The 26,366-nt window shown below is 66.3% G+C and carries 24 protein-coding genes and 2 tRNA genes; 15 read left to right on the top strand and 11 right to left on the bottom strand.

Annotated elements, in window-relative coordinates; translation table 11 throughout:
* Nucleotides 1-222: 222 nt before the first annotated feature.
* A tRNA-Met gene (locus IE126_RS17770) sits at nucleotides 223-299 on the bottom strand.
* A gap of 70 nt (nucleotides 300-369) precedes the next feature.
* Nucleotides 370-2,373 carry a hydantoinase/oxoprolinase family protein gene (locus tag IE126_RS17775; RefSeq protein WP_189381768.1) on the bottom strand — a complete coding sequence of 668 codons (2,004 nt, stop codon included), beginning with the start codon at nucleotides 2,371-2,373 and terminating at the stop codon, nucleotides 370-372.
* Between the two features lie 144 nt (nucleotides 2,374-2,517).
* Between IE126_RS17775 and selD the strand changes: the two genes are divergently transcribed.
* The gene (gene selD, locus IE126_RS17780) at nucleotides 2,518-4,707 is read left to right on the top strand and encodes a selenide, water dikinase SelD (protein WP_189381769.1); all 2,190 of its coding nucleotides are present in this window, start codon (nucleotides 2,518-2,520) and stop codon (nucleotides 4,705-4,707) included.
* Nucleotides 4,708-4,735: 28 nt separating this feature from the next.
* On the opposite strand, the gene IE126_RS17785 is transcribed toward selD, so the two are convergent.
* Nucleotides 4,736-4,811: transfer RNA gene (locus IE126_RS17785), tRNA-Ile, on the bottom strand.
* A gap of 130 nt (nucleotides 4,812-4,941) precedes the next feature.
* Between IE126_RS17785 and purM the strand changes: the two genes are divergently transcribed.
* A complete protein-coding gene (gene purM / locus IE126_RS17790; protein WP_189381770.1) occupies nucleotides 4,942-5,988 on the top strand; it encodes a phosphoribosylformylglycinamidine cyclo-ligase in 1,047 nt (348 codons plus the stop codon).
* Nucleotides 5,985-6,575, top strand: coding sequence for a phosphoribosylglycinamide formyltransferase (gene purN / locus IE126_RS17795; RefSeq protein WP_189381771.1), 591 nt, complete (start codon nucleotides 5,985-5,987; stop codon nucleotides 6,573-6,575). The genes purM and purN overlap by 4 nt, the downstream gene beginning before the upstream one ends.
* A gap of 63 nt (nucleotides 6,576-6,638) precedes the next feature.
* On the opposite strand, the gene cybH is transcribed toward purN, so the two are convergent.
* From cybH to IE126_RS17835, 8 genes are all read right to left on the bottom strand, one after another.
* Nucleotides 6,639-7,379 carry a Ni/Fe-hydrogenase, b-type cytochrome subunit gene (gene cybH / locus IE126_RS17800; RefSeq protein WP_054304672.1) on the bottom strand — a complete coding sequence of 247 codons (741 nt, stop codon included), beginning with the start codon at nucleotides 7,377-7,379 and terminating at the stop codon, nucleotides 6,639-6,641.
* A gap of 3 nt (nucleotides 7,380-7,382) precedes the next feature.
* The gene (locus tag IE126_RS17805) at nucleotides 7,383-7,955 is read right to left on the bottom strand and encodes a HupE/UreJ family protein (protein WP_054304673.1); all 573 of its coding nucleotides are present in this window, start codon (nucleotides 7,953-7,955) and stop codon (nucleotides 7,383-7,385) included.
* A 13-nt stretch (nucleotides 7,956-7,968) separates the two neighbouring features.
* Nucleotides 7,969-9,768 carry a nickel-dependent hydrogenase large subunit gene (locus IE126_RS17810; protein ID WP_189381772.1) on the bottom strand — a complete coding sequence of 600 codons (1,800 nt, stop codon included), beginning with the start codon at nucleotides 9,766-9,768 and terminating at the stop codon, nucleotides 7,969-7,971.
* A 3-nt stretch (nucleotides 9,769-9,771) separates the two neighbouring features.
* Nucleotides 9,772-10,857 (bottom strand): hydrogenase small subunit, encoded by a 1,086-nt coding sequence (locus IE126_RS17815; protein ID WP_054304675.1) that lies wholly within the window; start codon nucleotides 10,855-10,857, stop codon nucleotides 9,772-9,774.
* 199 nt (nucleotides 10,858-11,056) lie between these two features.
* Nucleotides 11,057-13,297, bottom strand: a complete 2,241-nt coding sequence (hypF, locus tag IE126_RS17820; RefSeq protein WP_189381773.1) for a carbamoyltransferase HypF — start codon at nucleotides 13,295-13,297, stop codon at nucleotides 11,057-11,059.
* Between the two features lie 49 nt (nucleotides 13,298-13,346).
* The gene (locus IE126_RS17825) at nucleotides 13,347-14,759 is read right to left on the bottom strand and encodes a nickel-dependent hydrogenase large subunit (RefSeq protein WP_189381774.1); all 1,413 of its coding nucleotides are present in this window, start codon (nucleotides 14,757-14,759) and stop codon (nucleotides 13,347-13,349) included.
* Nucleotides 14,756-15,742, bottom strand: a complete 987-nt coding sequence (locus IE126_RS17830) for an NADH-quinone oxidoreductase subunit B family protein (RefSeq protein ID WP_189381775.1) — start codon at nucleotides 15,740-15,742, stop codon at nucleotides 14,756-14,758. The genes IE126_RS17825 and IE126_RS17830 overlap by 4 nt, the downstream gene beginning before the upstream one ends.
* Nucleotides 15,739-17,070 carry a sensor histidine kinase gene (locus IE126_RS17835; RefSeq protein WP_189381776.1) on the bottom strand — a complete coding sequence of 444 codons (1,332 nt, stop codon included), beginning with the start codon at nucleotides 17,068-17,070 and terminating at the stop codon, nucleotides 15,739-15,741. The genes IE126_RS17830 and IE126_RS17835 overlap by 4 nt, the downstream gene beginning before the upstream one ends.
* Nucleotides 17,071-17,323: 253 nt before the next feature.
* Between IE126_RS17835 and IE126_RS17840 the strand changes: the two genes are divergently transcribed.
* From IE126_RS17840 to hypE, 12 genes are read left to right on the top strand one after another with little or no spacing between them, the layout of a single operon-like run.
* The gene (locus IE126_RS17840; protein ID WP_189381777.1) at nucleotides 17,324-17,971 is read left to right on the top strand and encodes a HyaD/HybD family hydrogenase maturation endopeptidase; all 648 of its coding nucleotides are present in this window, start codon (nucleotides 17,324-17,326) and stop codon (nucleotides 17,969-17,971) included.
* On the top strand, nucleotides 17,971-18,291 hold the full coding sequence (locus tag IE126_RS17845) for a HypC/HybG/HupF family hydrogenase formation chaperone (RefSeq protein WP_189381778.1): 321 nt from the start codon (nucleotides 17,971-17,973) through the stop codon (nucleotides 18,289-18,291). The genes IE126_RS17840 and IE126_RS17845 overlap by 1 nt, the downstream gene beginning before the upstream one ends.
* Nucleotides 18,292-18,295: 4 nt before the next feature.
* Nucleotides 18,296-18,715 carry a thioredoxin domain-containing protein gene (locus IE126_RS17850; RefSeq protein WP_054304699.1) on the top strand — a complete coding sequence of 140 codons (420 nt, stop codon included), beginning with the start codon at nucleotides 18,296-18,298 and terminating at the stop codon, nucleotides 18,713-18,715.
* Nucleotides 18,716-18,722: 7 nt separating this feature from the next.
* Nucleotides 18,723-19,556, top strand: coding sequence for a hydrogenase expression/formation protein (locus IE126_RS17855; protein WP_189381779.1), 834 nt, complete (start codon nucleotides 18,723-18,725; stop codon nucleotides 19,554-19,556).
* Entirely contained in the window at nucleotides 19,553-20,320 is a 768-nt protein-coding gene (hybE, locus tag IE126_RS17860) for a [NiFe]-hydrogenase assembly chaperone HybE (protein WP_189381780.1), read from the top strand. Before IE126_RS17855 ends, hybE begins: the two co-directional genes overlap by 4 nt.
* Entirely contained in the window at nucleotides 20,317-21,168 is an 852-nt protein-coding gene (locus IE126_RS17865; protein WP_189381781.1) for a HupK protein, read from the top strand. Before hybE ends, IE126_RS17865 begins: the two co-directional genes overlap by 4 nt.
* A complete protein-coding gene (hypA, locus tag IE126_RS17870; protein WP_054304685.1) occupies nucleotides 21,161-21,502 on the top strand; it encodes a hydrogenase maturation nickel metallochaperone HypA in 342 nt (113 codons plus the stop codon). Before IE126_RS17865 ends, hypA begins: the two co-directional genes overlap by 8 nt.
* Nucleotides 21,502-22,401, top strand: coding sequence for a hydrogenase nickel incorporation protein HypB (gene hypB, locus IE126_RS17875; RefSeq protein WP_054304686.1), 900 nt, complete (start codon nucleotides 21,502-21,504; stop codon nucleotides 22,399-22,401). The genes hypA and hypB overlap by 1 nt, the downstream gene beginning before the upstream one ends.
* Nucleotides 22,398-23,876: a sigma-54-dependent transcriptional regulator gene (locus IE126_RS17880; protein ID WP_054304687.1), complete on the top strand. Its 1,479-nt coding sequence runs from the start codon at nucleotides 22,398-22,400 to the stop codon at nucleotides 23,874-23,876. The genes hypB and IE126_RS17880 overlap by 4 nt, the downstream gene beginning before the upstream one ends.
* A 3-nt stretch (nucleotides 23,877-23,879) precedes the next feature.
* Nucleotides 23,880-24,161, top strand: a complete 282-nt coding sequence (locus IE126_RS17885; RefSeq protein WP_054304688.1) for a HypC/HybG/HupF family hydrogenase formation chaperone — start codon at nucleotides 23,880-23,882, stop codon at nucleotides 24,159-24,161.
* Complete coding sequence (gene hypD / locus IE126_RS17890; protein ID WP_189381782.1) at nucleotides 24,158-25,291, top strand: hydrogenase formation protein HypD; 1,134 nt, start codon at nucleotides 24,158-24,160, stop codon at nucleotides 25,289-25,291. Before IE126_RS17885 ends, hypD begins: the two co-directional genes overlap by 4 nt.
* Entirely contained in the window at nucleotides 25,291-26,313 is a 1,023-nt protein-coding gene (hypE, locus tag IE126_RS17895) for a hydrogenase expression/formation protein HypE (RefSeq protein ID WP_189381783.1), read from the top strand. The genes hypD and hypE overlap by 1 nt, the downstream gene beginning before the upstream one ends.
* Nucleotides 26,314-26,366: the final 53 nt, after the last annotated feature.

The raw sequence follows: 26,366 nt of genomic DNA on the forward strand, positions 1-26,366 counted from the left end.
ATCGGGAATATTGCCGTCCTGCACCGAGATCCAGTTGGCCCCGCCCCAGCGGTAGCATTTGCTGTTGCTCGAAGTGTCAAACCACAGATCGCCGATCCCGGGGCGTCAGCCCGGTCGGGCCATTGATTTGCCGGAAAAGGACCGTCAACACGAAGATCGTTTAGACGCTCCAACGCACCACTTCCGGCACCCCACCCAACGGCTCGATATTACTTGATTGAGTGGTGGCGAGGGGGGGATTTGAACCCCCGACCCCACGATTATGAGTCGTGTGCTCTAACCAACTGAGCTACCTAGCCACTGGCGCGGTTCCTAGTGAAGCCCGGCGGGGAGGTCAAGCGGGAATCGCAACTTTTCTCACCTGCCGCTTCAGCCATGCGCCACGCGCGGCCGCCCCGAGGCGGTGACACTGAGCGTGGCCTCAAGGAACATGCGGTTGCCCTCCACCTCGGCCTCGCGGATGTCGCGGTGGGTGGCGATATGCACTTCCTCGGCACCGGCACGGGCGGCGCGGCGGCGCGCCTCGTCGGCAAGTGCGGTCTCCAGCGCGGCCATGGCGGAATCAGCACTGGAAAACAGCACGTTGCCGGCGGGCAGATGGGCAATGAAGCGCCCTTCTCCGGGGCTGGTGACAAGGCCGGTGGCGCGCTGGCTGACCTGGCCGACCACGGCGCCAATGGCATTGGCAACCCCGGCATGTTCCGGGAGGATCATCCGGCTGCCAAGCCGATCCCCGACCGCGCCGTAATAAAAGGGCGCCGAGGCGCCGAGGCCGATCACCGGCACCGCCAGCCGCAGCCCGATGTCAACCACGCCGCGATGCCGCGCCAGCCCCTGCCGGGTCAGCAGGTGGCGCGCCAGAACCTCAGGCGCCTCACCTGCGAAAGCCGGATCTTCGGCGAAGGCGGCCTCCAGCAGGCAATCGACGGTTTGCGCGGTCAACTGGTCGACGATCATCCGCGCCAGAACCGCCGGATCGGTGGCAAAACGCTCGCCCCGCCCTGTCCGCCGCCGCCCCAGCAGGCGCAGCGCCTTTTCAGAGGCCAAAGCATCCCAATCGGCCAGCCCCCCCAGAACATGACTGGCATCCGAAGGGGTGACGCCGGAAATCATCACCAGCCCACGCGCGACCAGCCGGTCCATCGCCGCCACTTCCAGCCGCGAGGTGATCGGGCGGGCCATCGGCATCGGCGCGTCGATCCGGGCCAGCAGCGCGGCCTCCCGCGCGGTCAGCCCGCCGGTCTGGCCCTGCATCGGGATGACAAAACGCCCATCGAAATCGCCCGAGACCTCGGCCGACAACGCACGGTCCAGTGCCGCATGCACCATCTCCGCATGATCGACCGCCAGAAGCGAGACCGGCACCAGCCGCCGGGGGCCAAGCCGCAACCCGCCCTCAAGCCCTGCTTGCAGCAGATGCACCTCTGAATCGCCGCCAAGGCCGGTGGTGCGCATCGCCACGGCCTCGACCATGGTGCGGAAGCCACCGACGCGCGCACCTTCCGGGTCGATCTCGGGCAACCCGTCTTTCAGGAGCGCCACGTCAGTGGTGGTGCCGCCGATATCGGAGACCAGCGCATCAGGCTCGCCCGTCAGCCAGCGCGCACCGACGATGCTGGCGGCGGGGCCGGAGAGGATGGTTTCAATGGGACGCTCCCGCACCATGGCGGCGGAAATCAGCGCGCCGTCGCCACGCACCACCATCAGCGGCGCGTCGATGCCGACAGCGGCCAGATGCCGCTCACATGCCGCGACCAGCCGGTCGATCATTCCGATCAGCCGGGCGTTCAGCACGGCAGTCAGCGCGCGTTTCGGGCCGTTCAGCCCGGCCGAAAGCTCGTGCGAGCAGGTCACTGGCCGCCCGGTCGCGGCACGGATCGCGGCGCGGGCCGCGACCTCATGTGCCGGGTTGCGGGTGGCGAAACGGGCGGCCACGGCAAAGCCCATGACATCGGGCGCCAGCCGCACGGCCTCAGCTTCCAGCGTGGCAAGATCCAGCGGTGCGGACTCGGCACCGGAATGTTCGTGACCGCCCGCCAGACGGATCACCGGATCACCGCCCAAAGCCTCGGTCAGCCCGCCGCGTTCAAGATCGGCAGCATCGAAACCGATGAAGACCAGCGCGACGCGGCCGCCCTGCCCCTCGACCAGCGCATTGGTGGCGAGCGTGGTGGACAGCGACACTATGGCCACATCGGCAGGCGCGACCTGCGCCGCCGCCAGTGCCGCATCGACAGCACGGCCAATCCCGAGGCTGAGATCAGCGCGCGTGGTCAGCGATTTCGCCTTGCCCACCACCTTCGTCGCCGCTTCGTCCATGATCGCCGCATCGGTGTAGGTGCCGCCCGTATCCACGCCCAGAAGGTATTTCATGTCTCGCCGTTCCTGTTCCGTCTCTTTCCGATAGCCGCCGCACGGGGACTGGTCATCCCCGCCTGCGACCCAAGATGTCGCAGCCGCGCCTCTCGCCATGGCCCTTGGAGGCAGATAGGCTGCGGCAGGCGCGACGGGGGCAGGATGCAGGGTTTTCCGCAAACAAGGGATCTGGTGCTGGTGGGTGGCGGCCATGCGCATGCGCTCGTGCTGCGGATGTGGGGGATGCGGCCGCTGCCCGGCGCGCGGCTGACCGTGATCAACCCCGGCCCGGTAGCGCCCTATACCGGCATGCTGCCCGGCCTGATCGCCGGGCATTACCGGCGTGACGAAATCATGATCGACCTTGTGCCCCTGGCGCGTTTTGCCGGGGCAAGGGTGATCCTGGACCGGGTTGTGGGGATCGACCGCGCGAGCCGTCATGTGCTGCTGGAGGGGCGCGGGCCGGTCGCCTATGACATCGCCTCGGTCGACATCGGCATCGGCTCGGGCCTGCAGGACCTGCCGGGCTATGCCGCGCATGGCATTTCCGCCAAACCGCTCGGTGCCTACGCCGAGGCGTGGGAGGCTTTCGTCACACGCGCCCTCCCCGCCCCGCGTGTGGTCATCGTGGGAGCCGGGGTCGGCGGGGTCGAACTGGCGCTGGCCTCGGCGCATCGGCTGCGCGGTACTGGCGTAACCCCACAGGTCACGCTGCTGGAGCGCGAAGCAACCGCCCTTCCCCATATCGGCACCGGTGCGCGTGCCGCCCTGCTGGCAGAACTGACGCGCGAGGGTGTAACGCTGCTGACAGGCGCCACGCCCGCGAAGATCCGGGCTGAAAGTGTGACCCTGACCGACGGGCGCGAGCTGCCCTCGGATTTCACGCTTTCCGTCGCCGGGTCGCGGCCGCAGGGCTGGCTTGCCGATACCGGGCTGGACCTGCACGACGGCTTCATCACCGTCGGCCCGACGCTGCAAAGCTCGGACCCCGCGATCTTCGCCGCAGGGGATTGCGCGCATCTGTCCCATGCACCGCGCGCCAAGGCCGGGGTCTTTGCGGTGCGCGAAGCGCCGGTGCTGCTGCATAACCTGCGCGTGGCGCTGGCGGAAACCGGCACGATGCGCCACTATCAGCCGCAGCGCGATTACCTCAAGCTGGTCTCGACCGGGCGGCGGAATGCAGTGGCCGACAAGTTCGGGCTGCGGCTGACACATCCACTGCTCTGGCGTTGGAAGGATCGGATCGACCGCACCTTCATGGCGAAGTTCACCAGCTATCCCGCGATGCCGGTGCCGCCCCTGCCGCAACCGGCGGCTGCGGGCCTGGCCGAGGCGCTGGGGCCCAAACCGCTCTGTGGCGGCTGCGGGGCGAAAGTGGGCGCGGGGCCACTCGCGGCGGCGCTGGCCCGCCTGCCCGACACGACGGACCCGGATATCGTCACCGGACCCGGCGACGATGCGGCGGTGATCCGGCGCGGCACGGGGTTCGAAGTGCTGACAACCGATCACCTGCGCGCCTTCAGCCTTGACCCCGGCATCATGGCCCGCATCACCGCGCTGCATGCGATGGGCGATGTCTGGGCCATGGGTGCCACCCCGCGCGCCGCACTGGCGCAGATCACCCTGCCCCGCCTGTCAGACCGGCTTCAGGCCGAAATGCTGGCCGAGATCATGGCCATGGCTGGTGCCGCCTTTGCCGAGGCGGGGGCGGCTATCATCGGCGGGCATACCAGCATCGGTGCCGAGCTGACCCTGGGCTTCACCGTCACCGGCGAGGCCGCGCAGATCCGCCGCAAGGGCGGCGCGCAACCGGGCGATGCGATCCTGCTGACCAAACCGCTGGGCACCGGCACCATTCTGGCGGCCGAGATGGCGGGCACCCGCCTGCCCGGTGGCCTGCTGGGGGAGTCCTATGCGGCGGCGCTGGCCTCGATGACCACGGCACCGCTGGCGGCGGCGAGGCTGCTCGCAGCCGAAGCCCGCGCCCTGACCGATGTGACCGGCTTCGGGCTCGCCGGGCATCTGCTGGAGATTTGCGAGGCCTCGGGCACCGCCGCTGATCTGCGACTGGCGGCATTGCCGCTGCTGCCCGGCGCCGCAGCCTTGGCATCGGCAGGTGTCGCCTCGTCGCTGGCGCCTGCAAACCGGGCTTTGCTGGTCGGTCGGCTGAGCGCCCCTGCGGATCGCCCCGAAACCGCATTGCTGTTCGACCCGCAAACCTCCGGCGGCTTTCTTGCCTGCCTCCCGGCCGGGCGGGCCGAAAGCGTGCTTGCGGCTCTTCATGCAGAAGGCAGCCCGGCCAACCTGATCGGCCATATCACCGATGGCCCGCCGCGCCTTACCGCGCGCTGAACACACTGCCCCGATGATCCGGGGGAAGTGGTAGGCCCGGAGGGACTCGAACCCCCAACCAAGGCGTTATGAGCGCCCTGCTCTGACCATTGAGCTACAGGCCCGGCCTGACCTGCGTTTAGCACAAGGCGACAGGGGGTCAAGCCTGCGGGCGGCGGGCGGTTTCCTCTGGCCCCGCTGGCCGCCTTGCGGTAAGCGCAGGGCCGGATGAATCGCCGTGACGAGGGGCCCGCCATGACCACGCAGAAGAACGGACTGACCTATGCCGACGCCGGTGTGGACATCGACGCGGGCAATGCGCTGGTCGAGCGCATCAAGCCGGCGGCGAAGCGGACCAGCCGTTCGGGCACCGTTTCGGGGCTGGGCGGCTTTGGTGCGTTGTTCGATCTGAAGGCGGCGGGCTACAGCGATCCGATCCTTGTCGGCGCCACCGATGGCGTGGGCACCAAGCTGCGCATTGCCATCGACACCGGCAATGTCGATACGATCGGCATCGACCTCGTGGCGATGTGCGTGAACGATCTGGTCTGCCAGGGCGCCGAGCCGCTGTTCTTCCTTGATTACTTTGCCACCGGCAAGCTGGACGTGGATCAGGCCGCCCGCATCGTCGAGGGCATTGCAGAGGGCTGCGTTCAGTCGGGCTGCGCGCTGATCGGTGGCGAGACGGCGGAAATGCCGGGCATGTATCACAAGGGCGATTTCGACCTCGCCGGTTTCGCGGTCGGCGCGATGGAACGCGGCGAGGATCTGCCGAAGGCCGTGGCCGAGGGCGACGTGCTGTTGGGGCTGGGTTCCAACGGGGTTCATTCCAACGGCTACAGCTTCGTGCGCAAGGTGGTGGAACTGTCGGGTCTGGGCTGGGATGCGGCCTCGCCCTTCAGCGAGGGCACTCTGGGCGCGGCGTTGCTGGCGCCGACGCGGCTTTATGTGAAACAGGCGCTGAAGGCGGTGCGGGCGGGCGGCGTGCATGCGCTTGCGCATATCACCGGCGGCGGCCTGACCGAAAACCCGCCCCGCGTGCTGCCCGAGGGCCTCGCCTGCGAGATCGATCTTGGCGCATGGACCCTGCCGCCGGTGTTCCGCTGGCTGGCGGAAACGGCGGGGATGAGCGAGCCGGAGCTGCTCAAGACCTTCAACTGCGGCATCGGCATGATGCTGGCGGTCGCCGCCGACCGCGCCGACGAGATCGAGGCGCTGCTGCGCGCCGAGGGCGAGACTGTCTGCCGCATGGGCCGTGTGGTGGCGGGCGAGGGCGTGATCTACAAGGGCCGCCTGCTGTGAAGCGCGTCGCCATCCTGATTTCCGGGGGTGGCTCCAACATGGTGGCGCTGGTCCATTCGATGACCGGCGATCATCCGGCGCGCGCGGTGCTGGTCGCGTCGAACGATCCGGGCGCGGGCGGGCTGGCGAAGGCTGCGGCGTCCGGGATTGCGACGGCGGCGGTGGATCACCGCCCCTTCGGCAAGGACCGCGCGGGCTTCGAGGCCGACCTTCTGAAACATATCGAGGCGGCGGAGCCGGATATCCTGTGCCTCGCGGGCTTCATGCGGGTGCTGACCCCGGCTTTCGTCAGCCGGTTCGAAGGGCGGATGCTGAACATCCACCCCTCGCTGCTGCCGAAATATCCGGGGCTGCATACGCATCAGCGTGCACTGGATGCGGGCGATGCCGAGGCCGGTTGCACAGTGCATGAGGTGACGGCGGTGCTGGACGATGGCCCGGTGCTGGGTCAGGCGCGGGTGCCGGTGATGCCGGGAGACAGCGCCGACAGCCTTGCGGCACGGGTGCTGGTGCAGGAACACCGGCTTTATCCCGCCGTGCTGCGCCGCTACGCTGGCGGGGACCGGACGCCCGTCCTCCTGCCCTGAGCACCGAACAGCCAGGGGCCGAAGGTTTCCCCCGGCCCCTGCCCGCGCGACACGCTCCCACCGTCAGTCCGGCCGGTCATCCTTGAAGGTACGGTGCCCGGAGATCATCGTCGAGACGATGGACTGGCGGCTCATGATGTCCTCGCGGATCGCGACATAGATGTGGACGATCATGAAAATGACGATCCACCACATGCCCAGATGATGCAGCGTGTGCAGGCGCTGGGTGTTCCAGACCAGACCATGCACCCATCCGAACAGCAGATGCGTCAGGCTGCCCTCCTGCGCGCCTTCGGCGTAAAGGGCGAGGCCGGTCACGATCATGAAACTGACCCCCAGCGTCAGGAAGAAAAACATCGCCAGCTGCGCGAGCGGGTTGTGACCCACATATTTCTTCGGCTCTTTCGCGAGGAACAGATACCACTGGATCTCGAACCAGACCTCTTTCCAGAAATGCCCGCGCCAGACCGGCACATAGAACAGCTGCCGGGCATGATGGTTGCCGACAATGGCCCAGTAGGCCCGGCCCAGAAAACCGACCGTCAGCACCATTCCGGCGGCAAAATGGGCGAAACGGATATAGCCGAAGACAAACTGCTCCACCGCTTCGCCGATCTGCATGGAGGGCGGTGGCCGACCGATGAAATACCCCGTCACGCAAAGCACCAGAATGGCCGCCGCATTGACCCAGTGCCAGATCCGCACCGGCGCCTCGTAGACATAGATCGAGGTCTGGCGACTGACCGTCGCCATATCCTCGGGCGCGACATCATGTGCCGCGATGTTGGAGGAAGGGCTTGCCATGGCTCAGCCCACCAGAAGGTAAAGACCGGAAGCCGCAATCCCCGCGCCCATCAGCCGCTGCGCCATACTGCGTTCCGCCAGGCCACGGGCCAGCCCGATCCCTGCCAGATGCAGCAGGGCCGTCGCCAGCAGGAAACCGCCAAGATAGGTGGGCACATCGCCCAGCGCCTCGATGGCATGAGCCTGACCGTGACAGAATGCAAACAGGCCGATTGCCGTCAGCGTGGCCTGCGTGATGCCCTCTGCCTGTCCGCGGCGGCTGAACAGCGTGATGAGACCGAAAGCCAGCACGGACAGCGTGATCCAGCTTTCCAGCAGCGGCAGCGAAAACCCGGCCCAGGCCACCGCCGCCCCTGCCGTCATCGCGGTCATGAAGGTGAGCGCGCCCATCCAGACCCGGCGCGGCAGCACGAAGCCCGACCACAGGCCCACGGCAAGCATCGCCAGAAGGTGATCGGCCCCACTCAGCGGATGCAGGAAACCGTGCAGGAACCCATCGGTCGCGCCATGCCCGGTATGGGCCATCGCCGGGGCGGCCAGCAGAGCAAGCAGACCGGCAAGTGTCAGTTTCTTCATCGCTTTTCCTCCCTCAGCGAACCTTGACCCTGGCCAGCTCCTGACCATCGGGCGACATGACATGGGTCGAGCAGGCCAGACATGGGTCAAAGCTGTGCAGCGTGCGCAGGATTTCGACCGGCTCTTCGGGGCGTTCGACCTTGGTATCCATCAGGCTGGCCTCAAAAGCACCGATGTTGCCTGCCACATCCCGTGGCGAGCCGTTCCAGGTGGTCGGCACAACGCATTGATAGTTTTCGATGCGGCCATCCTTGATCTTGATCCAGTGGCCCAGCGCCCCGCGCGGCGCCTCTGTCGCGCCCACGCCCTTCGCCTCTTTCGGCCAGGTCGAGGGGTCCCATTTGGCGATATTGGCGGTGCTTTCATCTCCGGCCTTGATATTGGCGACCAGCTTGTCGAAGAAATGCTTCTGAAGACGGCCGCAATATTCGGATTCCAGCGCCCGTGCCGCCGTGCGTCCCAGGGTCGAAAAGATCGCATTCAGCGGCAGATCCATCGTCCGCAACAACCCGTCCACCTGGTTCCGGATATCCTCATGTCCCTTGGCATAGCCCACGACATAGCGGGCCAGCGGCCCCACCTCCATCGCATGCCCCTTCCAGCGCGGCGCCTTGATCCAGCTGTACTTCCCGCCCTCGTCAAGCTGTTCGATATTGGTCTTGCTGCCCTTGGCATTGGGCCCGAGCTCGAACTTCGGGCTGGTGATGCCATCCCAGGGATGCAGGCCCTTGCCCGGTTCGGCGCCCGCATATTCGTACCAGGAATGGTCGACATATTCCTGGACCTGCTCCGGGTCGCGCTGGTCGACATCCTGCACTTCGTTCAGGTTGCCGTTGATGATCGCGCCGCGCGGCAGATAAAGCTGGCCGGGGCTGAAATCATTGGCATTTTCGGGAATGTCGCCATAGGCCAGCACGGATTTTCCCGACAGGCCGCCGCCATAGAGCCAGCTCTTGTAGAAGCCGCCGATGGCGACGACATCGGGCAGATAGACGTTGCGGTTGAATTCGATGCATTTGTCGATGATCGAAGAAACGAGGTTCAGGCGCTCCATGTTGATCGCGCCCACCGCGCCGGTGGAATGCACGTTGATCGGACAGGGCACCCCCCCCACCAGCCAGTTCGGATGCGGGTTCTTGCCGCCGAAGATCGTGTGGATTTTCACGATCTCCTTTTGCAGGTCCAGCGCCTCCAGATAATGCGTGGTCGCCATCAGATCGGCTTCGGGCGGCAAAAGATAGGCCGGGTTATCCCAGTAGCCATTTTTGAAGATCCCGAGTTGCCCGGATTCCACAAAGGATTTCAGACGGTTCTGCACATCGCGGAAATAACCGGGCGAGGACAGCGGGTGGTTGGGCGACACCATCTGCTGCAATTCGCTGGTCGCCTTGGGGTCGGCCTTCAGCGCGTTGACCGGGTTCACCCAGTCCAGCGCATGCAGGTGATAGAAGTGCACAACATGGTCATGGATTTGCAGGTTCAGCTGCATGATGTTGCGGATCGAGTTGGCATTGTCGGGAATGGTGATCCCCAGCGCATCCTCGACCGCGCGCACCGAGGTCAGCGCATGCGTGCCCGTGCAGACCCCGCAGATCCGTTCGGTGAAGGCCCAGGCATCCCGCGGGTCACGACCCTTCAGAATGACCTCCAGCCCGCGCCACATCGTCCCGGTCGAAACGGCGTTGCGGATCATGTTGTTCTCGTCCACGTTCACCTCGCAGCGCATGTGGCCCTCGATCCGGCACACCGGATCGACCACCACGCGCTGCCCTGCCGTATCAAGGGTGAAGCCATTCGGCGTCGTCACTCCCATGGCTTAACCCTCCACTTTCTCTTGGTTCTTCTTCTGGGCCCGCTTCAGCGCGGATATGGCGGCATGCACCGCAACGGCACCGCCCACCACACCGGCAGCGGTCATGCCCACCTTGTCGGCATTGGCTTCGATGCCGAATTGTTTGATGTTAGTCAGCCGGTCATAGAAAGAGCCCTGATCCCAGAATCCGTCCTCGGAACAGCCGATGCAGCCATGGCCCGACTGGATCGGGAAGCTGACGCCCTCGTTCCAGCGCACGGTGGAACAGGCGTTATAGGTGGTCGGCCCCTTGCAGCCCATCTTGTAAAGGCAATAGCCCTTGCGCGCATTCTCGTCGTCCCAGTGCTCGACGAACTGGCCTGCGTCGAAATGCGGGCGGCGATAGCATTTGTCATGGATTCGCTGCCCGTAGAACATTGCCGGGCGGCCCTGACGGTCCAGTTCGGGCAGGCGGTCGAAGGTCAGCATGTAGGTGATCACGCCGGTCATCACCTCGGCGATGGGCGGGCAGCCGGGCACCTTGATGATCGGCTTGTCGGTGATGACCTTGTGCACCGGCGTCGCGCGCGTCGGGTTCGGCGCCGCCGCCTGCACACAGCCGTAAGATGCGCAGGCGCCCCAGCTGATCACGGCCTTGGCGTGTTCGGCGGCATGTTTCAGTTGCTCGACAAAGGGTTTGCCGCCGACGATGCAGAACATGCCATCCTCGTTCAGCGGCGGATTGCCCTCGACCGCGAGGATGTAATTGCCCTTGTATTTGTCGATGGTCTCTTGCAGCGCGGCTTCGGCATGATGCCCGGCGGCAGCCATCAGAGTGTGGGAATAGTCGAGCGAGATCATCGACAGCACCACATCCTTGGCCAGCGGATGCGCCCCCCGGATGAAGCTTTCCGAACAGCAGGTGCATTCCAGCCCGTTCACCCAGATGACCGGCGTGCGCGGCTTGGTTTCCATCGCATGTGCGATCTTCGGCACGAAGGCCGGGCCAAGGCCCAGCGCGCTGGCGGTCAGCGCGCAATATTTCATGAAGCTGCGCCGGGTGATCCCCTGTTTGCGCATCACCTCATAGAAGGTTTCGATCTGGCTCAAGGCTGGCCTCCCTTCATCGTTCCACCCCACGGCCAAATGGCGCAGGCTCCCGCTGCACAGGAAAACAGGCCCCGACCGGCCGCACAAAATGAAAGTGCGCGCAAGTATGCCGGAAATAATCTTATTTTATTTCAGATAGTTGATGCAGATATGGTCAGGCAGCGCCGGTCGCGGGCTAATCACTTGCCCGGACAGGCGGTCAGCGGCTTTCCGCACCGCCCAAGCTCCGCGCCGCCGCGACAACCGCCTGCCCCAGCGCCAGCCCGCCGTCATTGGCCGGCGTGAGGCGATGGCTCAGCACTGGCAGCCCACGCAGCCCCGCCTCCACCGCCGACAGCAGGCGCGTGTTCTGGAAGCAACCGCCCGACAGCACCACCGCCTGCGCCGCGCCGCTTTCGACCAGCTGACGCGCGGCACCGGCGAATGCCTGCCCCAGCCCGGCGTGAAACCGTTCAGCTATCACCTCGGTCGGCAGGCCGTGCCGCAGGTCATTGCGCATTGCGGGCCAGAGCAGAGCCGGGTCGAATTCGGTCCCATGCAGGGTCAGGTCATACCCGCAGCCCTGATCGGGCACATGACGTGTCAGCGCCTCCAGCCGCATCGCGGCCTCGCCCTCGTAGCTTTGCCCCTCCGCGCAAATGTCCAGACAGGCCGCCACCGCATCGAATAGCCGCCCCGCGCTGGAGGACATCGGCGCGTTGATTCCCTTGGCCGCCGCCTGCCTCGCCAGATCGCGCGGACGACCCGGAAACAACGCATCCGCCCAGTCGGGCAGCCCCGCCTGATCGAGTCGCACCAGTGCATTGCGCCAGGGTTCGCGCGCCGCTTTGTCGCCCCCGATCAGCGGGGCGGGTTTCAGCCAGAACCTGCGTTCGAACCCACGGTAATCGCCCAACAGCACCTCACCGCCCCAGAGCGTTCCGTCAGGGCCGAGGCCGGTGCCATCAAGGACAATCGCCGCCACATTTCCCCCCTCCAGCGGCCAGCCGTTCTCGGCCAGACAGGCGGCCATATGAGCGTGGTGATGCCAGACCTCCGTCACCGGAAGGCCCATGGCTTTCCCGGCCTGGGTCGCGCGATAACCGGGATGGGCATCGACGGCGACCAGTTCGGGGCGATGATCGAACAGCGCCCGGTAATCGGCCACCGCCTTTCCGAATTCATCGGCACAAAGCGCGTCATCCAGATCGCCCAAGTGATGCCCCGGCAGCGCCTGTCCGTTCTTCGTCAGGCAGATGGCACCCTTCATCTGCCCGCCCAGCGCCAGCACCTGCGGCGCAGTCCCAAATCCCGGCGGCAGGGCCAGCGTTCCGGGCACCCGGCCCCGCGCCCGGCGCAGCACCATTGGCGGCGTGCTGCGTTCGACACTGTCATCCAGCCGCCGCGCGATCTCGCGGTCATGCAGGAGGAAGGCATCGGCGAACCCCGACAGCTTCTCACGCGCCTCGGCATTGCCGGTCACCTGCGGCTCGCCGGACAGGTTGCCGCTCGTCATCACCAGAACGCCGCCGAAAGCGTCGCACAGCAGATGGTGCAGCGGGGTATAGGGCAGCATCACGCCAAGCTCGGCCATGCCCGGCGCCACGACCTCGGGCAGGATCTGGCGCGACGGCGCCAGAACGATGGGCGCCGCCGGGTCACGGAGCAGCGCCAGATCCGCCCCAGACAGAACTACCACACCTTGCAGCGCCGCCTCCTGCGCCATCAGCGCCAGCGGTTTCGACGGCCGGTACTTGCGGTGCCGAAGGGTCGCCACCGCCACCGGATTTGCCGCGTCGCAGGCCAGATGGAAGCCCCCAAGCCCCTTGATCGCCAACACCGCCCCCGCCCGCAACAGATCTGCCGCCAGCGCGACCGCGTCGCCCGGCATATCCTGCCCCGCCACCTCCAGCCAGAGCCGGGGGCCGCAGGCAGGGCAGGCAACCGGCTGAGCATGGAAGCGCCGGTCAGCAGGGTCGCGGTATTCCGCAGCGCAATCCGGGCACATTGGAAAGGCCGCCATCGTCGTCTGCGCCCGATCATAGGGCAGCCCGTTCAGAATGGTGAAACGCGGGCCGCAATGCGTGCAATTGGTGAAGGCATATCCCTGCCTGCGGCCCGTCCCGCGAATTTCCGTGGCACAGGCGGCGCAGGTCGCTGCATCCGGCGTCACGCGGGTTTCCGCGCCCCTGCCCCGGCTTTCCGCGATTTCAAACCCCGGCGGCAGGGCACCGCCGAACGTCGCCACCTCCACCGCGTCGACGCGCGCCAGTTTCGGCGCCCGCGCGGTCAGCGCCGCTACGAATCCATCCAGCCCCGGCCCCGCCGCCTCGATCCCCACGCCTTCGGCGTCATTCCAGACCCGGCCGGTCAGACCAAATTCCTGCGCGAGTTGCCAGACGAAGGGCCTGAAGCCAACGCCCTGCACCTGCCCGCGCACCCGTATGACCACAGCGTTCATATTGCCTGCCCTCCCTGCCTGCATCCGCGCCTGGCTGTCGTGGCGTGGCCTAGTGAACCGTGCAGACCATGCAGGGGTCAAAGCTGCGTACCACATGCTGCACGGACAGCGCTCCCGGCCCTTCCACCGCCACCCCTTCCAGCGCCGCCTCCAGCGGGCCGGGCACACCGGCGCTGTCACGCGGGCTGAAATTCCAGGTGGTCGGGGCGATGATCTGGTATCCGGCGATCTTGCCCCCCTCGATGCGCAGCCAGTGACCCAGCGCACCCCGCGCTGCCTCGACCAGCCCGGCGCCGCGGCCCGACCTTGGCAGATGGCACTGCACCATGAAGGCTTCTCCCGGCACGATCCCGGTGACCAGCCCCTCCATCACCGGCTGGCTGCGTGCCAGTTCCAGAAGCCGCCCGGCCACACGCGCCAGCACCCCGCCGCCCGCGAGCGCAAGTGCAAGCGGATGGCCGTCGACCACCTGACGCGCCAGCGCGCCCACCTCATACCCCCGGCCCTGCAAACGCGGGGCCTTGCACCAGCTGTAAGCCGGGGCCGACATGCTTTCGTCCGGCACCGTCACGCCTTCAAACGGGTGCTGCGCCCCGCCCGTCATCCAGGCGTGGCTCAGATCCTCGGTGATCGCCGCAGGATCAAGCAGCCCCGCCGCCCCGTCCCAAACCCCTGCTGCAAAGACCGGGCCTTCTGCCTGGCGATAGGCCCCGAAAGACAGATAGCGCCCGCTGCCCCGGCCCAGCGCCAGCAGATCAAGGTCCGCCGCGATTTCCAGAAACAGCCCGACATCGCCCCGCCCCCAGCGCATCAGCGCCTCAGGCGTGTCGAGCGCGGCAAATTCCTCCAGCGGCCCGCCGAACAGAACCTCCTCCAGATAGCGGCGGAAGGCACGCAGCGTCGCGCCCAGTCGGGCCTTTTCGCGCAGGCCGGGTGCCCGCGTGACCCCGCCGGGCTGGATGGCCAGCGTATGCGGCCATTTCCCTGCCAGAAGGCCCATGACATGCAAAAGCTCGGCCCGCGCCTGCACCGCACGCCGCTGCGCCCCGCCTTCCATCGCGGTGAACCGCTCCACTGCGCGACGATGCCAGGGGCGGGTTGCGTAATCCGGGCGCGCGAAATCGGGCATGAAGAACAGGTGAAAATGCGTCAGATGATCCGCCACGTTCTCCGCCGCATGGATCAGCGCCGCCATGGCCGCACCCTGCGGTGTCGGCTCCAGCCCCATCGCCCCGGCCAGAGCCTGCGCCGCAGCGGCCGACTGGCTGATCGAGCAGATGCCACAGATGCGCGGCGTGATCACAAGCGCATCGCGCGGGTCGCGCCCCAGCAGCATCTGTTCAAAGCCGCGATACAGCGGGGCATTGACCTCGGCCCGCCGCACATGCCCGTCCTCGACGGTCAGGGCAACTTCCAGATCCCCCTCGACCCTGTTGAAGGGACCGACCACCAGACGCGTCATTTCGGTCGCCTCAGCGTCGGCGGCACCAGCACGCGATCCGCCTTGGCGTTCTGGCCGATGCGTTCCGGTGTCGCCGCCTTCGACAGCGAGGCAAGCGCCATGAACCAGGCTTTCGGCATATCGGTCGGCAGGCCGACCGGGATGCCCGCGACCTTGGGTGTCTCGACAAAGGCATGGGCAGGGTCTTCGAAGCGCGGCGCGGTGCAGTTGATACAGGGGTAGCCGCCCCGCGTGCAGGACCCTTCGCCGTTCCAGGGGCGGATATTGCAATCGCCCACCGCCTGCGTGCCGATACAGCCCAGATTTTCCATCATGCAGCCGATCTCCGACAGTTCCCGCGCACTGGCCTTGTATTCGTAGAACTCGTTCTTCGGACAGCCGTGGTGAACCAGATGATCCGCGTAAAAGCGCGGCCGGGAAAAACCGTCCAGTGCGATCTCCTCGCCTGCCGCCAGCAACATCAGGGTTTCGGTCACCCAGCCCGGATGCGTCGGGCAGCCCGCGATATTGATGACAGGATCAGCGCCCCCCGCCCGCCAGTCCGGGGCGAACAGGCCACCGGAGTGACCACCGTCATATTGCAGGCCGACCGCATCCGAGGGGTTGCCCCCCGCCGCCGTCACGCCGCCAAAGGCTGCACAAGATCCGACGGCGACGACATGGGCCGCGCGCGGCGCCAGCCTTTCGACCCAGTGCATGAGGCTGTGCCCGGTGCCAGCCAGCATCTGAAACCGCCCGGTGCCTGCCGGCCCCCGTGCAATCGCGCCCTCGACGCACAGGATATCAAGCACCTGCCTGCCCTCGGTGATTGCATTCAGCAGGGTCAGCACCTCGGCGCCGGTTTCCACCGAAAGCGCCGGATGCCACAACAGACGGATGCCCGCATCCTCAAGCGTTTCGATCACATCCGGGCTTTCGGCGCAGAGCAGGGACATCGTGCAGCCACCGCAGCCCGCCGCCTGAAGCCATAGAAGCGTTTTCATCCGGCCCCCTCTGCCAGTGGCAATTCCAGCCGGAAAGCCGCGCCCTCTGCCTCGTCCATCAACGCCAGAAGGCCGCCATGCTCTTCCGCGATCTTGTGGCTGATCGACAGGCCAAGCCCCGTACCCCGCCCCACCGCCTTGGTGGTGAAGAACGGATCGAAGATCGCAGCCCGCACCGCCTCGGGCACACCCGGCCCATTGTCGGCCACGATCAGCACCGCCTGCCCTGCCTCGGTGCGGACGGAAAGACTGATCCTCGCGCCGGCCACGCCTTCCAGCGCGTCGACAGCATTCTGGATCAGGTTCATCACGACCTGCTGGATATGGCCGGGCCGCCCGAGAACCATCGTCCGGCCCAGCGCTGTGCTGTCCAGCGTGACCGACTGGCTCATGCCCCGCATGACCCATTCCGCAGCGACCCGCGCGGTTTCGGCCAGATCGAATACAACCATTTCGCCCGCCCCGTCCGAGGACAGGCGGCGCAGATCCTCCACGATGTCGCGCACGCGTTCCGCACCATCGCGCGCACCGCTGATGGCCATGCGCAGATTCTGCACTTCGCGGTCCAGCCGCAGATCCTGACGCAACGCGATCAGCTCCTCGCGGCTGGCCCCATCCTGCACCCTGGTGAAATAGGTTTCGAACTTGCCCGCATAGCGTTCAAGCGCATGGGTATTGGCATAGACGAAACTGATCGGGTTATTCAACTCGTGCGCCACCCCGGCCAGAAGCCGCCCCAGAGAGGCGAGCTTTTCGTTGCGCACCAGAAAGGCCTGTGCCGTCTTGAGCGCGTCGAGACTGGCCGAAAGCTCGGCATAGGCCTTGCGCAGCGCGCCCAGCGGGCGTCCGGTCAGCACATAGCCATCCACCCGGCCCCGGTCGTCGAGGCGGGGCGCAACCGACAGTTCCAAAGGCTCCACCCCTCCGGGTGTCAGCAGATCGCATTCAAGACTGGCGCTGCGCCGCTGTTCGCGCACGCTTTGCAGGATGGCCGCCAGCAGCGGCCGCTGCCCTTCGGCGAACATATCGGGCAGCGCCATGGTCACGACCTGGCTTTCCTGCCCGCCGGTCAGCAGCGTGACCGACCGGCTGACCTGCTCCACCTGACCGCCACGCCCCGCAACGATCAGCACATCCGAGACGGAGGACAGGATTGCATTCAGGAAAGTGCGCATTTCCTGCAATTCGGCATTCTGACGCTCCAGCCGTTCCTGATAATCCACCAGATCGGCATAGGTGCGGTCCATGGCCGACAGCACCTCGCCCCAGGCATCATCGCTGAAGGGCACCGGCTGGGCAGGGTCGCTGGATTCGTGCGTCGCGGTCATGCCCTGATCCTAGGCCGGTGGCGGGTTCTGGCAAAGCCGGAATCTTGTCCTGCCGGGCCGCCGCCATGGCTATTTGGAAGATTACATTCCACAAAAGTGAAGAACTGGATAATTACTTTTCGATTTCCGGTAGACAGATGCATACCGAGACCGCATTTTATGCTTAAGCCTCAAGGCTTTGCAGAAAAGCCCGGCTATCGGCAAATTCCTGATCACGGCAGGCGGAAAGCCATGCTTTCACTTGGACCGAGGAATGCAAACCATTCGACCAGCCACCAGGGAGGGGACGCCGGTGCCGAAACGAATTCTGATCCTCGGGATCGGCAATGTTCTGTGGGCTGACGAGGGGTTCGGTGTCCGCTGCGTCGAGGAAATGGCCGACAGCCACGCCCTGCCGGAGAATGTGCAACTGCTCGACGGTGGCACGCAGGGGCTGTATCTGCTGCCGTTTCTTGAAAATGTCGACGCGCTGCTGGTGTTTGACGCGATCGATTACGGGCTGCCACCCGGCACGATGAAACTGGTGCGCAATGATGAAGTGCCCGCCTTCATGGGCGCAAAGAAGATGAGCCTGCACCAGACCGGCTTTCAGGATGTCATCGCCACGGCGGCCCTGACGGGATGCCGCCCGCCGGAAATGGCACTGATCGGCTGCCAGCCGGTCGAGCTGGAGGATTACGGCGGGGGCCTGCGCCCGCTGGTCGCGGCACGCATCCCCGAAGCGCTGGCCATGGCGCGCGCGATCCTGGCCGAATGGGGCGTCGCGGTCGGACCCGGCCGCACCGAAAGCAACCTGCTGGCCGATCCCTCGATCCGCCGCGACGCTTATGAGGCGGGCCGCCCCTCTGAAGACGAGGCCTGCCGCACGGGCGATGTCCGTTTCTTTCCCGGTGTCGCCTGATGTGCGTGGGCATTCCGGTCCTTCTGGTCGCAATCGACGGCATCGCCGGGCATGCGCTGGACGGCGAGCGGCCCGCGCTGGTGGACCTGTCCCTGCTGCCCGAGGCGCGACCGGGCGACTGGGTGCTGAACTTTCTGGGCACCGCCCATGCCCTTCTGCCCGAGGACGAGGCGCAGAAGATCCGCTCCGCCCTGGCCGGGCTTGCGGCACTCATGCAGGGCCAGGATCCGGGCGATGCCTTCGCCGATCTTGAAAACCGCCTGCCCCGGCTTCCTCCCCATCTTCAGGCCGCGCAGGATGCGGGCCGCAGCACAGGCTGACACCATGCATGACCATGCCCCGCTACAGGATCTGCCCCCGTCCAGCGGTCTTCACCCGCTGATTGCCCGGCTGGAGACGGAGTTCCTGTATCCCCGCCTCGCCTCGGCAGAGGATGTCACCGGCTTTCTGGCACGCCCCGGCCAGCATTGCCTGTTCATTCCGGGCGATCCGCGCCGGAATCTGGAAACGGCGGATGCGGCGGTGATCCTGCCCGAGCTGCGGCTTGCCTTCCAGAATGCCTTTGATTGCGCGGTTGTCGATGAGGCCATCGAAACCGCCTTGCGGGAACAGTATCGCGCCCTGAAGACGCCGGGGCTGCTGTTCTTCCGCGAATCCGGCTTTCTGGGTGCCATCGAGAAGGTCCGTGACTGGTCCGACTATCTCGGGCGCATCACCCATATCCTGTCCCTTCAACCCGCCTGAGGTTCCGATGGTCAGCCCCTTCACCCTTCCCCCCGCCGGTTTCGGCCCCGGATCGCAGCCCGACCCGGATGGCGAACTGCAATACATGGCCATGCCCTCGGGGATGCGCACCTATGCGCCGCATATTCCCGAGGCCGAGGACCAGCAGGCCATGGCCGATGCGCTGGCCATGCTGGCCGAAATGGCCGCCGCCTGCGAACTGGTGGCGCAGGGAGCGGCGCCGGTCAGTTTCGATCTGGCCAGCCTTTCGCCCGGAGCGCGCAAGGTCATGGCTGATGCGCTGGGTCAGGGCGAGGTTTCCATAAAGATCCGCGGCCTGCCTGCGGTCATGGTGCAGGAAAGCGTCTTTGCCGGGGTCTGGATGTGTCTGGCCGCCGGGATGGATCTGGTCGAGGTGGCCCCCGTGCCCGCTCTGGCACTGACGCGGGCCCATATGCCACACCGGCCTGCCATCGGAAGCCTCGCGCGGAAGGGGCCGGGCCTCGCCAACGCCCCTGCGATCCTGACCGAGCTGGTGGAAAAGTCGCGCAGCCACAAGGCCGGAGCGATGGCGCATGTGATCAACCTTTCCCTGCTGCCGCATACACCCGAGGATCTTGACTGGCTGGCCGAGGCGACGGGCGAAGGCGCCGTTACCGTGCTGTCGCGCGGCTATGGCAATTGCCGGGTTACAGCCACCGCCATGCCCTCCGTCTGGAAGGTGCAGTTCTTCAATTCGATGGACACGCTGATCCTCGACACTTTCGAGGTGACCGGGATGCCCGAGGTCGCACTGGCGGCCGATGAAGACCTGCGTGACAGCGCCCTGCGCATCCGCGACGTGATCGAGGCGATCCGATGACGCCGGGGTTCGAGGGCAGCTATCTGGGCGCGACCGACAAGATCAGCCCGCTTGCGATCATGGAATGCAAGATCTGCTGGACCCCCTATGATCCGGCGGAAGGCGACGATACGCGGCAGGTGATGCCCGGCACCGCCTTTGTCGATCTGCCGGAGGACTGGTCCTGCCCCGGTTGTTCTGCCCCGAAAGCCCAGTTTCTGGTGCGCGAAGACCCCGGCGCCGCCTCGGCCCCGGTTCTGGCAGAGATGGAGCGACGCACTCAGGCGCTGGTCGCCGATTTCACAGAAGTCTTTAACGGCAAGATGCGCGATGTTCCGATGGTGAACCATGCGCTGCATGTGCAGGCGGTTGAGTTTCAGCCATATGAGGGCGGCTTTCTGGGTGTGCTGGTTGCCCCGTGGTTCATGAACCTCGTGTTCCTGCCCCCGGCGGATTACCCGTTGCTGCCCGCAACCGGCAAGGAGGTGCTGGTCTTCCCGTCAGGCGAATATGAATTCATCCATAACGCCCGTGAAATGACCGGCCCCTATCTGGCCTGCTCGCTGTTTTCGCCCATGGGCGATTTCACCAGCCAGCTTCAGGCGGTGGATGTTGCGCGCGCGGTGATGGCCGAGCTGTTCCGCCCGGAAAACCGCGCCGAAACCGACCGGGCCGCAGATATCCGCGCGCGGCGCGAGGCAGAACTGGCGCCGCCCGTAGACAGCCTGCCAGCGGCAGAAGAGCCGTCGCGCCGGAGGCTCATCACCGGGGGGCTGGGCGGATGACGCTGGCTTCGGTCCTCTTGGGCTTTGGGCCGGACGGACCCGCGCTTCGCACCGGCCAGCGGCTGCCGGTCGAGACGATGGTTCTGGGCAGGCCCGTGCCCGAAGTGGCCGAACTTCTGCCCCGGTTGTTCAACCTGTGCCGGGTGGCGCAGGGCCTTGCGGCGCGGCTGGCGCTGGGTCTTCCGGCGACGGGCGATCTGCGGACCGAAATCATCAGGGATCATGTGATCCGTCTGACGGTGATCCTTCCAAGGGCCTTCGGGCTGACAGCGCCCGCCCTGCCCGCAGATCCGGCAGAGTTGCTGGGCCGGAACGGACTGCCTGCCGACGGGGATCTGTGCCGCTGGGACAGCCCGCTGACACCGCTGGCCTGCCGGATCACGCAGGAATTCGCCCCGGGCATCGCCTGCACCGCCCCCTTGCCGCCGCCGCCGCATCCGCTGGCCGAAGGCGCATATGAGAACTCTGCCGCCGGTCGGCAGGCAGGTGCCCCCACCCTGCGCGCCGTTGAAAGCCGCTACGGACGCGGGCCGCTCTGGCGCTTCGTCGGCTTGCTGGCCGATCTGGAGGCCGCGCTGGCCGACCGGCTGCCTGCGCCGGTCGCGGCCGAGGGCCTTGCCTGTGTTCCTGCCGCGCGCGGCGCCTACGGCCTGCGGCTGAACTCGTGCGAGGGTCGCGTGACCGGCATCGCCCGGCGCACCCCGACCGACCATCTGCTCGCCCCCGGTGGCGCGCTGCTACAGGCGCTGGGTCGCCTGCCCGCAGACCAGCGCCATCTCGCGCCGCGCATCATTGCGCTGCATGGTCCCTGCGTGCCGGTGCTGATCGAGGAGCCGCAGGATGCATGAGATGAGCCTTGTCGAAGGCATCCGCTCCATCGTGGAAGATCAGGCCCGCGCCCATGGCTTTTCGCGCGTCACCCTTCTGCGGCTGGAAATCGGCCGCTTTGCCGGGGTCGAAAAGCCCGCGCTGGCATTCGCCTTTGACGTGGTGATGAAGGGCAGCCCGGCCGAAGGGGCCCGGCTGGAGATCATTGACTTGCCGGGGCAGGCGCTTTGCTATGACTGCATGAAGCTGGTCGAGATTGCCGACAGGCTCGCCCCCTGCCCGCTGTGCGATGGCGGACGGCTGATCCCCGAGGGTGGCGATGAAATGCGGATCAGGAATATGGAGGTGCTGTGATGTGTACGGTTTGCGGATGTGGTGACACGGTGACCGTCGATGGCAGGGAAATGAGCCATGACGAGGCCCACCGGCTGGGCCTTGCGCATTCGCATGGCCCGGTCTTCCGGCCCGCAGCCCCCGCCCTGCCCTTTCCCCATATCCAGGCCACCGCCGACCGCGCGTCCGCACCGTCCCTGGCAGCAGGCCATCATCATTACGGCACCGGCCCGGCCGGGGTGTCAGTTCCGGGGCTGACGCAGGCGCGGCTGATCGAGGTGGAAACCTCGATCCTTGCCAAGAACGATGCCTTTGCCGCCTCGAACCGGCGGGTGCTCGACGCGCTTCGGGTTCTGGCGCTCAATCTCGTCTCCTCGCCCGGCTCGGGCAAAACCACGCTGCTGTGCAAGACCATCGAGGCACTGGGAGACGCCCCTCTGGCCGTGATCGAGGGGGATCAGCAGACCTCGAACGACGCCGACAGGATCCGGGCTACCGGCGCGCGGGCGCTTCAGATCAACACCGGCAAGGGCTGCCATCTGGATGCGCATATGGTCGGCACCGCCATCGACGCGCTGCGCCCCGCCGCCGGGTCATTCCTGTTCATCGAAAATGTCGGAAATCTGGTTTGCCCCGCAGGCTTCGATCTCGGCGAAGATGCCAAGGTCGCCATCCTTTCGGTGACCGAGGGCGAGGATAAGCCGCTGAAATACCCCGATATGTTCAGTGCCGCGCGTCTTGCGATCCTCAACAAGCTGGATCTTGCGCCGCATTGCGACGTTGATCTGGCCGCCTATACCGCCAACCTGCGGCGGGTGAACCCGAATATCGAAATCATCGCCCTGTCTGCCCGCACCGGCGCAGGCATGGCGGAATGGCTTGGCTGGCTGCGGGCGCGTCTGGCGGAGAAAGCTGCATGACCAGCCCACGCCCGACCGTCCTGCTGATCGACGACGAGCCACATTCGCTATCCTCGATGCGCATGGCGCTGGAGGACGAATTCGATTGCATCGCCGCTGGCAGCGCCGATGAAGCCGTGCAGCGGATGGAAGAGGAATGGGTGCAGGTGGTCATCTGCGATCAGCGGATGCCAGGCAAGACCGGGGTCGCCCTGCTGACCGAATTGCGCGAACGCTGGCCCGATACCGTCCGCATGCTCATCACCGGCTACACCGATCCGGGCGCGATGGCGAGCGCGATCAATGATGCAGGAATTCACCAGTTCCTGACAAAGCCGTGGCATCCGGACCAGCTTCTGATGGCGGCGCGCAACGGGGCGCATCTGTTCCAGCTTGCCCGCGAGAACGAGCGGATGGCGCTGGAGATGCGCTTTCTGGCCTCGTCCGCGCAAACCAAACTGGAAAAGCGCCGTCTGGCCCTGCGTGAGGGTCTGGGATTTGAAACCATCCTTCACAGCCCGCAAAGCCCGATGAAGGGCGTGCTGGCGGCGGCCCGGCATTTCGCCAGTTTCGACGTGCCCGTCCTGCTGACCGGCGAGCCGGGAACCGGGCGGGCGCGGCTGGCGCGCGCCATGCATTTTTCCTCGCTCCGTTCGGACCGGCCGTTCCATGCCCTGAACCTTGCCGGATTGACCGAGGAACTGGCCCTGATCGAACTTTTCGGTGCCAAGCGGGGTATCCTGCCCGGCGGCGTCAACAAGATCGGGCTGGCCCAGAAATGCGACCGGGGCACCCTGTTCATCGAGGGGGTCGAACATGCCTCGCCCGGCCTGCAACTGGCGCTGTGGCGACTGCTGGATGAGGGGAGCTTCACCCCTGTCGGTGGTCAGGAAGTGCAGACTGCCAATCTGCGGCTGTTGCTGGGCGCCGGGGCGGATCTGTTGCGCCGGGTGGCGGACGGCGCCTTCCGGGCTGACCTTTACTATGCGCTTGCGGTGGCGGAACTGGTGATCCCGCCGCTGCGGGCGCGGCGCGGTGACGTGGCGATCCTCGCACAGGCGTTTCTGGATGACCTTTCCGCCCGCCACGGCAAGGCCGCACACGGCTTTTCCCCCGATGCGCTGGAGTTTCTGGAAAACTGGGACTGGCCCGGAAATCTGAAGGAACTGCACAACGAGGTCACGCGCATGCTGATCTTCGCACAGGGCCCGATGCTGGGGGCCGAACTTATCAGCCGCGCGATCCTTCAGGCAGCCCCCTCGGATCTTGGCTCCGACCGCAGCGCCGATGCCGCGCTGATGGCGGACGGCACGCTGAAGGATCGGGTGGAACTGATCGAAATGCGCATCCTGCGCGAAACGCTGACCCGCCACCGCTGGAACAAGAGCCGCGCTGCGGTGGAGCTGGGGCTTTCGCGCGTCGGCCTGCGGGCCAAGCTGGACCGCTATGGCATTTCCGACCCGTCGGGCCGCGTGCATGAGGAAGAGGAGGACTGAACGATGTGTCTTGGCATTCCTGGGCGGATCGTCGCGATCACGCATGCGGATCGTCTGATGGCGATGGCCGAGGTTTCGGGCGTGCGGCGCGAGGTGAATGTCGCGCCGGTCGCTGGCAATGACCTTGAGGCGCTGGTCGGGCAATGGGCGCTGATCCATGTCGGCTTCGCCATGGCCCTGATCGACGAGGAGGAGGCCGCGAAAACCTTGCAGGCGCTTCAGGATCTGGGCGAGGCGCAGGAAACGCTGGAACAGATGGCCTCTTCGGCGGAGGCGCTGGCATGAAATTCGCCTCTGAATTCCGCGATCCGGTGGCAGCCCGTGCGCTGTTTTCCGCCATTGCCCGCATGGCCGACCGCATCGGCGCCAGCCGTGACCGGCCCGTGCACATCATGGAAATCTGCGGTGGCCACACCCATTCGATTTTCCGCTACGGGCTGGACAAGCTGATCCATGACGGGATCGAGTTCATCCATGGCCCCGGCTGCCCCGTCTGCGTGCTGCCGATGGCGCGTGTCGATGAATGTGTTGAGATTGCCGAACGTCCCGGTGTCATCTTCACCACATTCGGCGATGCCATGCGCGTGCCGGGGCATCGCAAGTCGCTGATGCAGGCGAAATCCGCCGGGGCGGATATCCGCATGGTCTATAGCCCCCTTGATGCGCTGGAACTGGCGCGGCGGAATCCGGGGCGCGAGGTGGTGTTCTTCGGGCTCGGGTTCGAGACAACGACGCCTTCGACCGCGCTGTCGATCCAGCAGGCCGCGCGCGAGAGGCTGACGAATTTCAGCGTATTCTGCAACCATATCACCGTGCCGGAGCCGATCCGCGCCTTGCTGGACGATGCGGACATGACGCTCGACGGTTTCATCGGGCCGGGGCACGTCTCGATGGTCATTGGCGTCCATCCCTATGATTTCATTGCCCGCGACTATGGCAAGCCGCTGGTCGTCGCCGGGTTCGAGCCGACGGACCTGCTGCAATCGGTTCTCATGGTGCTGACCCAGATCGCCGAAGGCCGTGCTGCGATTGAAAACCAGTATGCGCGGGTGGTGCCGGAACACGGCAATCCGGTATCTCTGGCAGCGATCGCCGATGTCTATGAACGGCGGCCCAGCTTCGAATGGCGCGGTCTGGGCGAGATCGACGCCTCGGGCCTGCGGATCCGGGCGAAATATGCCGCCTTCGACGCGGAAGAGAAATTCGGTATCGGCTATGCCGCCTCCAGCCGCAATGTGCCGGAGATCGAGGGCTGTTGCTGCGGTGCGGTGATGACCGGCAAGATGAAACCGCCGCAATGCCCGCAATTCGGCACCGGCTGCTCCCCGGAAATGCCTCTGGGCGCCCTGATGGTCTCGTCCGAAGGGGCCTGTGCCGCCTACTGGCAATATTCCGGTATCAGGGCAGCAGAATAATGGCCCTGCGCGACACCCATGTGACCATGGCCCATGGCGGCGGCGGTCGGGCCATGCGCGACCTGATCGACGAGGTGTTTACCTCGGTCTTTCAGCCGCCCGGCTCCGAGGATCAGGCCCGGCTGACCGGGACAGCCTTGCAGGAACCAGGCGCGCGGCTGGCTTTCACCACCGACAGTTTCGTCGTCACGCCGCTGGAATTTCCGGGCGGTGACATCGGCAAGCTGGCGGTCTGCGGCACGGTCAATGATCTGGCGGTGGGAGGCGCGAGGCCGCTCTGGCTTTCGGCGGCTTTCATCATCGAGGAAGGCTGCGAAATCGCGCTGTTGCGCCGGATCGTGGCCACCATGGCCGCCGAGGCGGACAAGGCCGGGGTGCGGATCGTGACCGGCGACACCAAGGTGGTGGAGCGCGGCAAGGCAGACGGCCTGTTCATCACCACCGCCGGGGTGGGCGTTATTCCGCCCGGCCGCGATATAGGGGCCGCGCGCATTCGTCCGGGCGATGTGGTCATTGTCAACGGTGTGCTGGGCGATCACGGCGCCGCCATCCTTGCCGCGCGTGGCGATCTGGCGCTGTCCACCGATCTGGCAAGCGATTGCGCCGGGCTCGGCCATCTGATGCAGGCCGCCCTCGCCGCCGCACCGGGGATTTCCGCCGCCCGTGACTGCACGCGCGGCGGGCTGGCTTCGGCGCTGAATGAAATGGCGGCGGAGGCGGGGCTTGCCGTCGAGATACAGGAAACCGCCCTGCCCCTGCGCCCCGAGGTGGTCGGCGTTTGCGAGATCCTCGGGCTGGACCCGCTGTATCTGGCGAACGAGGGACGGCTGGTCCTGTTCTGTCCCGAGGCCGAGGCCACGGCGGCGCTGGCGGCCCTGCGCTCCCTGCCCGAAGGGCGCGACAGCACCGTGATCGGCCGCGCCAGCCAGGGACAGGCCGGGCGCGTGACCTTGCGCACGGCCTTCGGCGGCGCGCGGATCGTCGACATGCTGGTGGGGGAACAACTGCCGAGGATCTGCTGATCCTCATCTGTCCTCCGCTTCCGCAAAAGGGGCGCCCGAGGCGCCCCTTTTCC

The organism is Gemmobacter nanjingensis (genome assembly GCF_014652195.1).
Lineage (GTDB): Bacteria > Pseudomonadota > Alphaproteobacteria > Rhodobacterales > Rhodobacteraceae > Gemmobacter > Gemmobacter caeni.

Coding starts and splice junctions, on each gene's coding strand:
- hypA (WP_054304685.1), top strand. CDS start 21,161: ATGCATGAGATGAGCCTTGTCGAAGGCATCCGCTCCATCGTGGAAGAT.
- IE126_RS17865 (WP_189381781.1), top strand. CDS start 20,317: ATGACGCTGGCTTCGGTCCTCTTGGGCTTTGGGCCGGACGGACCCGCG.
- hypF (WP_189381773.1), bottom strand. CDS start 13,297: ATGAACGCTGTGGTCATACGGGTGCGCGGGCAGGTGCAGGGCGTTGGC.
- purM (WP_189381770.1), top strand. CDS start 4,942: ATGACCACGCAGAAGAACGGACTGACCTATGCCGACGCCGGTGTGGAC.
- IE126_RS17840 (WP_189381777.1), top strand. CDS start 17,324: ATGCAAACCATTCGACCAGCCACCAGGGAGGGGACGCCGGTGCCGAAA.
- IE126_RS17855 (WP_189381779.1), top strand. CDS start 18,723: ATGGTCAGCCCCTTCACCCTTCCCCCCGCCGGTTTCGGCCCCGGATCG.
- IE126_RS17835 (WP_189381776.1), bottom strand. CDS start 17,070: ATGACCGCGACGCACGAATCCAGCGACCCTGCCCAGCCGGTGCCCTTC.
- IE126_RS17880 (WP_054304687.1), top strand. CDS start 22,398: ATGACCAGCCCACGCCCGACCGTCCTGCTGATCGACGACGAGCCACAT.
- hybE (WP_189381780.1), top strand. CDS start 19,553: ATGACGCCGGGGTTCGAGGGCAGCTATCTGGGCGCGACCGACAAGATC.
- IE126_RS17850 (WP_054304699.1), top strand. CDS start 18,296: ATGCATGACCATGCCCCGCTACAGGATCTGCCCCCGTCCAGCGGTCTT.
- IE126_RS17825 (WP_189381774.1), bottom strand. CDS start 14,759: ATGACGCGTCTGGTGGTCGGTCCCTTCAACAGGGTCGAGGGGGATCTG.
- cybH (WP_054304672.1), bottom strand. CDS start 7,379: ATGGCAAGCCCTTCCTCCAACATCGCGGCACATGATGTCGCGCCCGAG.
- hypD (WP_189381782.1), top strand. CDS start 24,158: ATGAAATTCGCCTCTGAATTCCGCGATCCGGTGGCAGCCCGTGCGCTG.
- IE126_RS17885 (WP_054304688.1), top strand. CDS start 23,880: ATGTGTCTTGGCATTCCTGGGCGGATCGTCGCGATCACGCATGCGGAT.
- selD (WP_189381769.1), top strand. CDS start 2,518: ATGCAGGGTTTTCCGCAAACAAGGGATCTGGTGCTGGTGGGTGGCGGC.
- IE126_RS17830 (WP_189381775.1), bottom strand. CDS start 15,742: ATGAAAACGCTTCTATGGCTTCAGGCGGCGGGCTGCGGTGGCTGCACG.
- hypB (WP_054304686.1), top strand. CDS start 21,502: ATGTGTACGGTTTGCGGATGTGGTGACACGGTGACCGTCGATGGCAGG.
- IE126_RS17805 (WP_054304673.1), bottom strand. CDS start 7,955: ATGAAGAAACTGACACTTGCCGGTCTGCTTGCTCTGCTGGCCGCCCCG.
- IE126_RS17810 (WP_189381772.1), bottom strand. CDS start 9,768: ATGGGAGTGACGACGCCGAATGGCTTCACCCTTGATACGGCAGGGCAG.
- IE126_RS17775 (WP_189381768.1), bottom strand. CDS start 2,373: ATGAAATACCTTCTGGGCGTGGATACGGGCGGCACCTACACCGATGCG.
- hypE (WP_189381783.1), top strand. CDS start 25,291: ATGGCCCTGCGCGACACCCATGTGACCATGGCCCATGGCGGCGGCGGT.
- IE126_RS17845 (WP_189381778.1), top strand. CDS start 17,971: ATGTGCGTGGGCATTCCGGTCCTTCTGGTCGCAATCGACGGCATCGCC.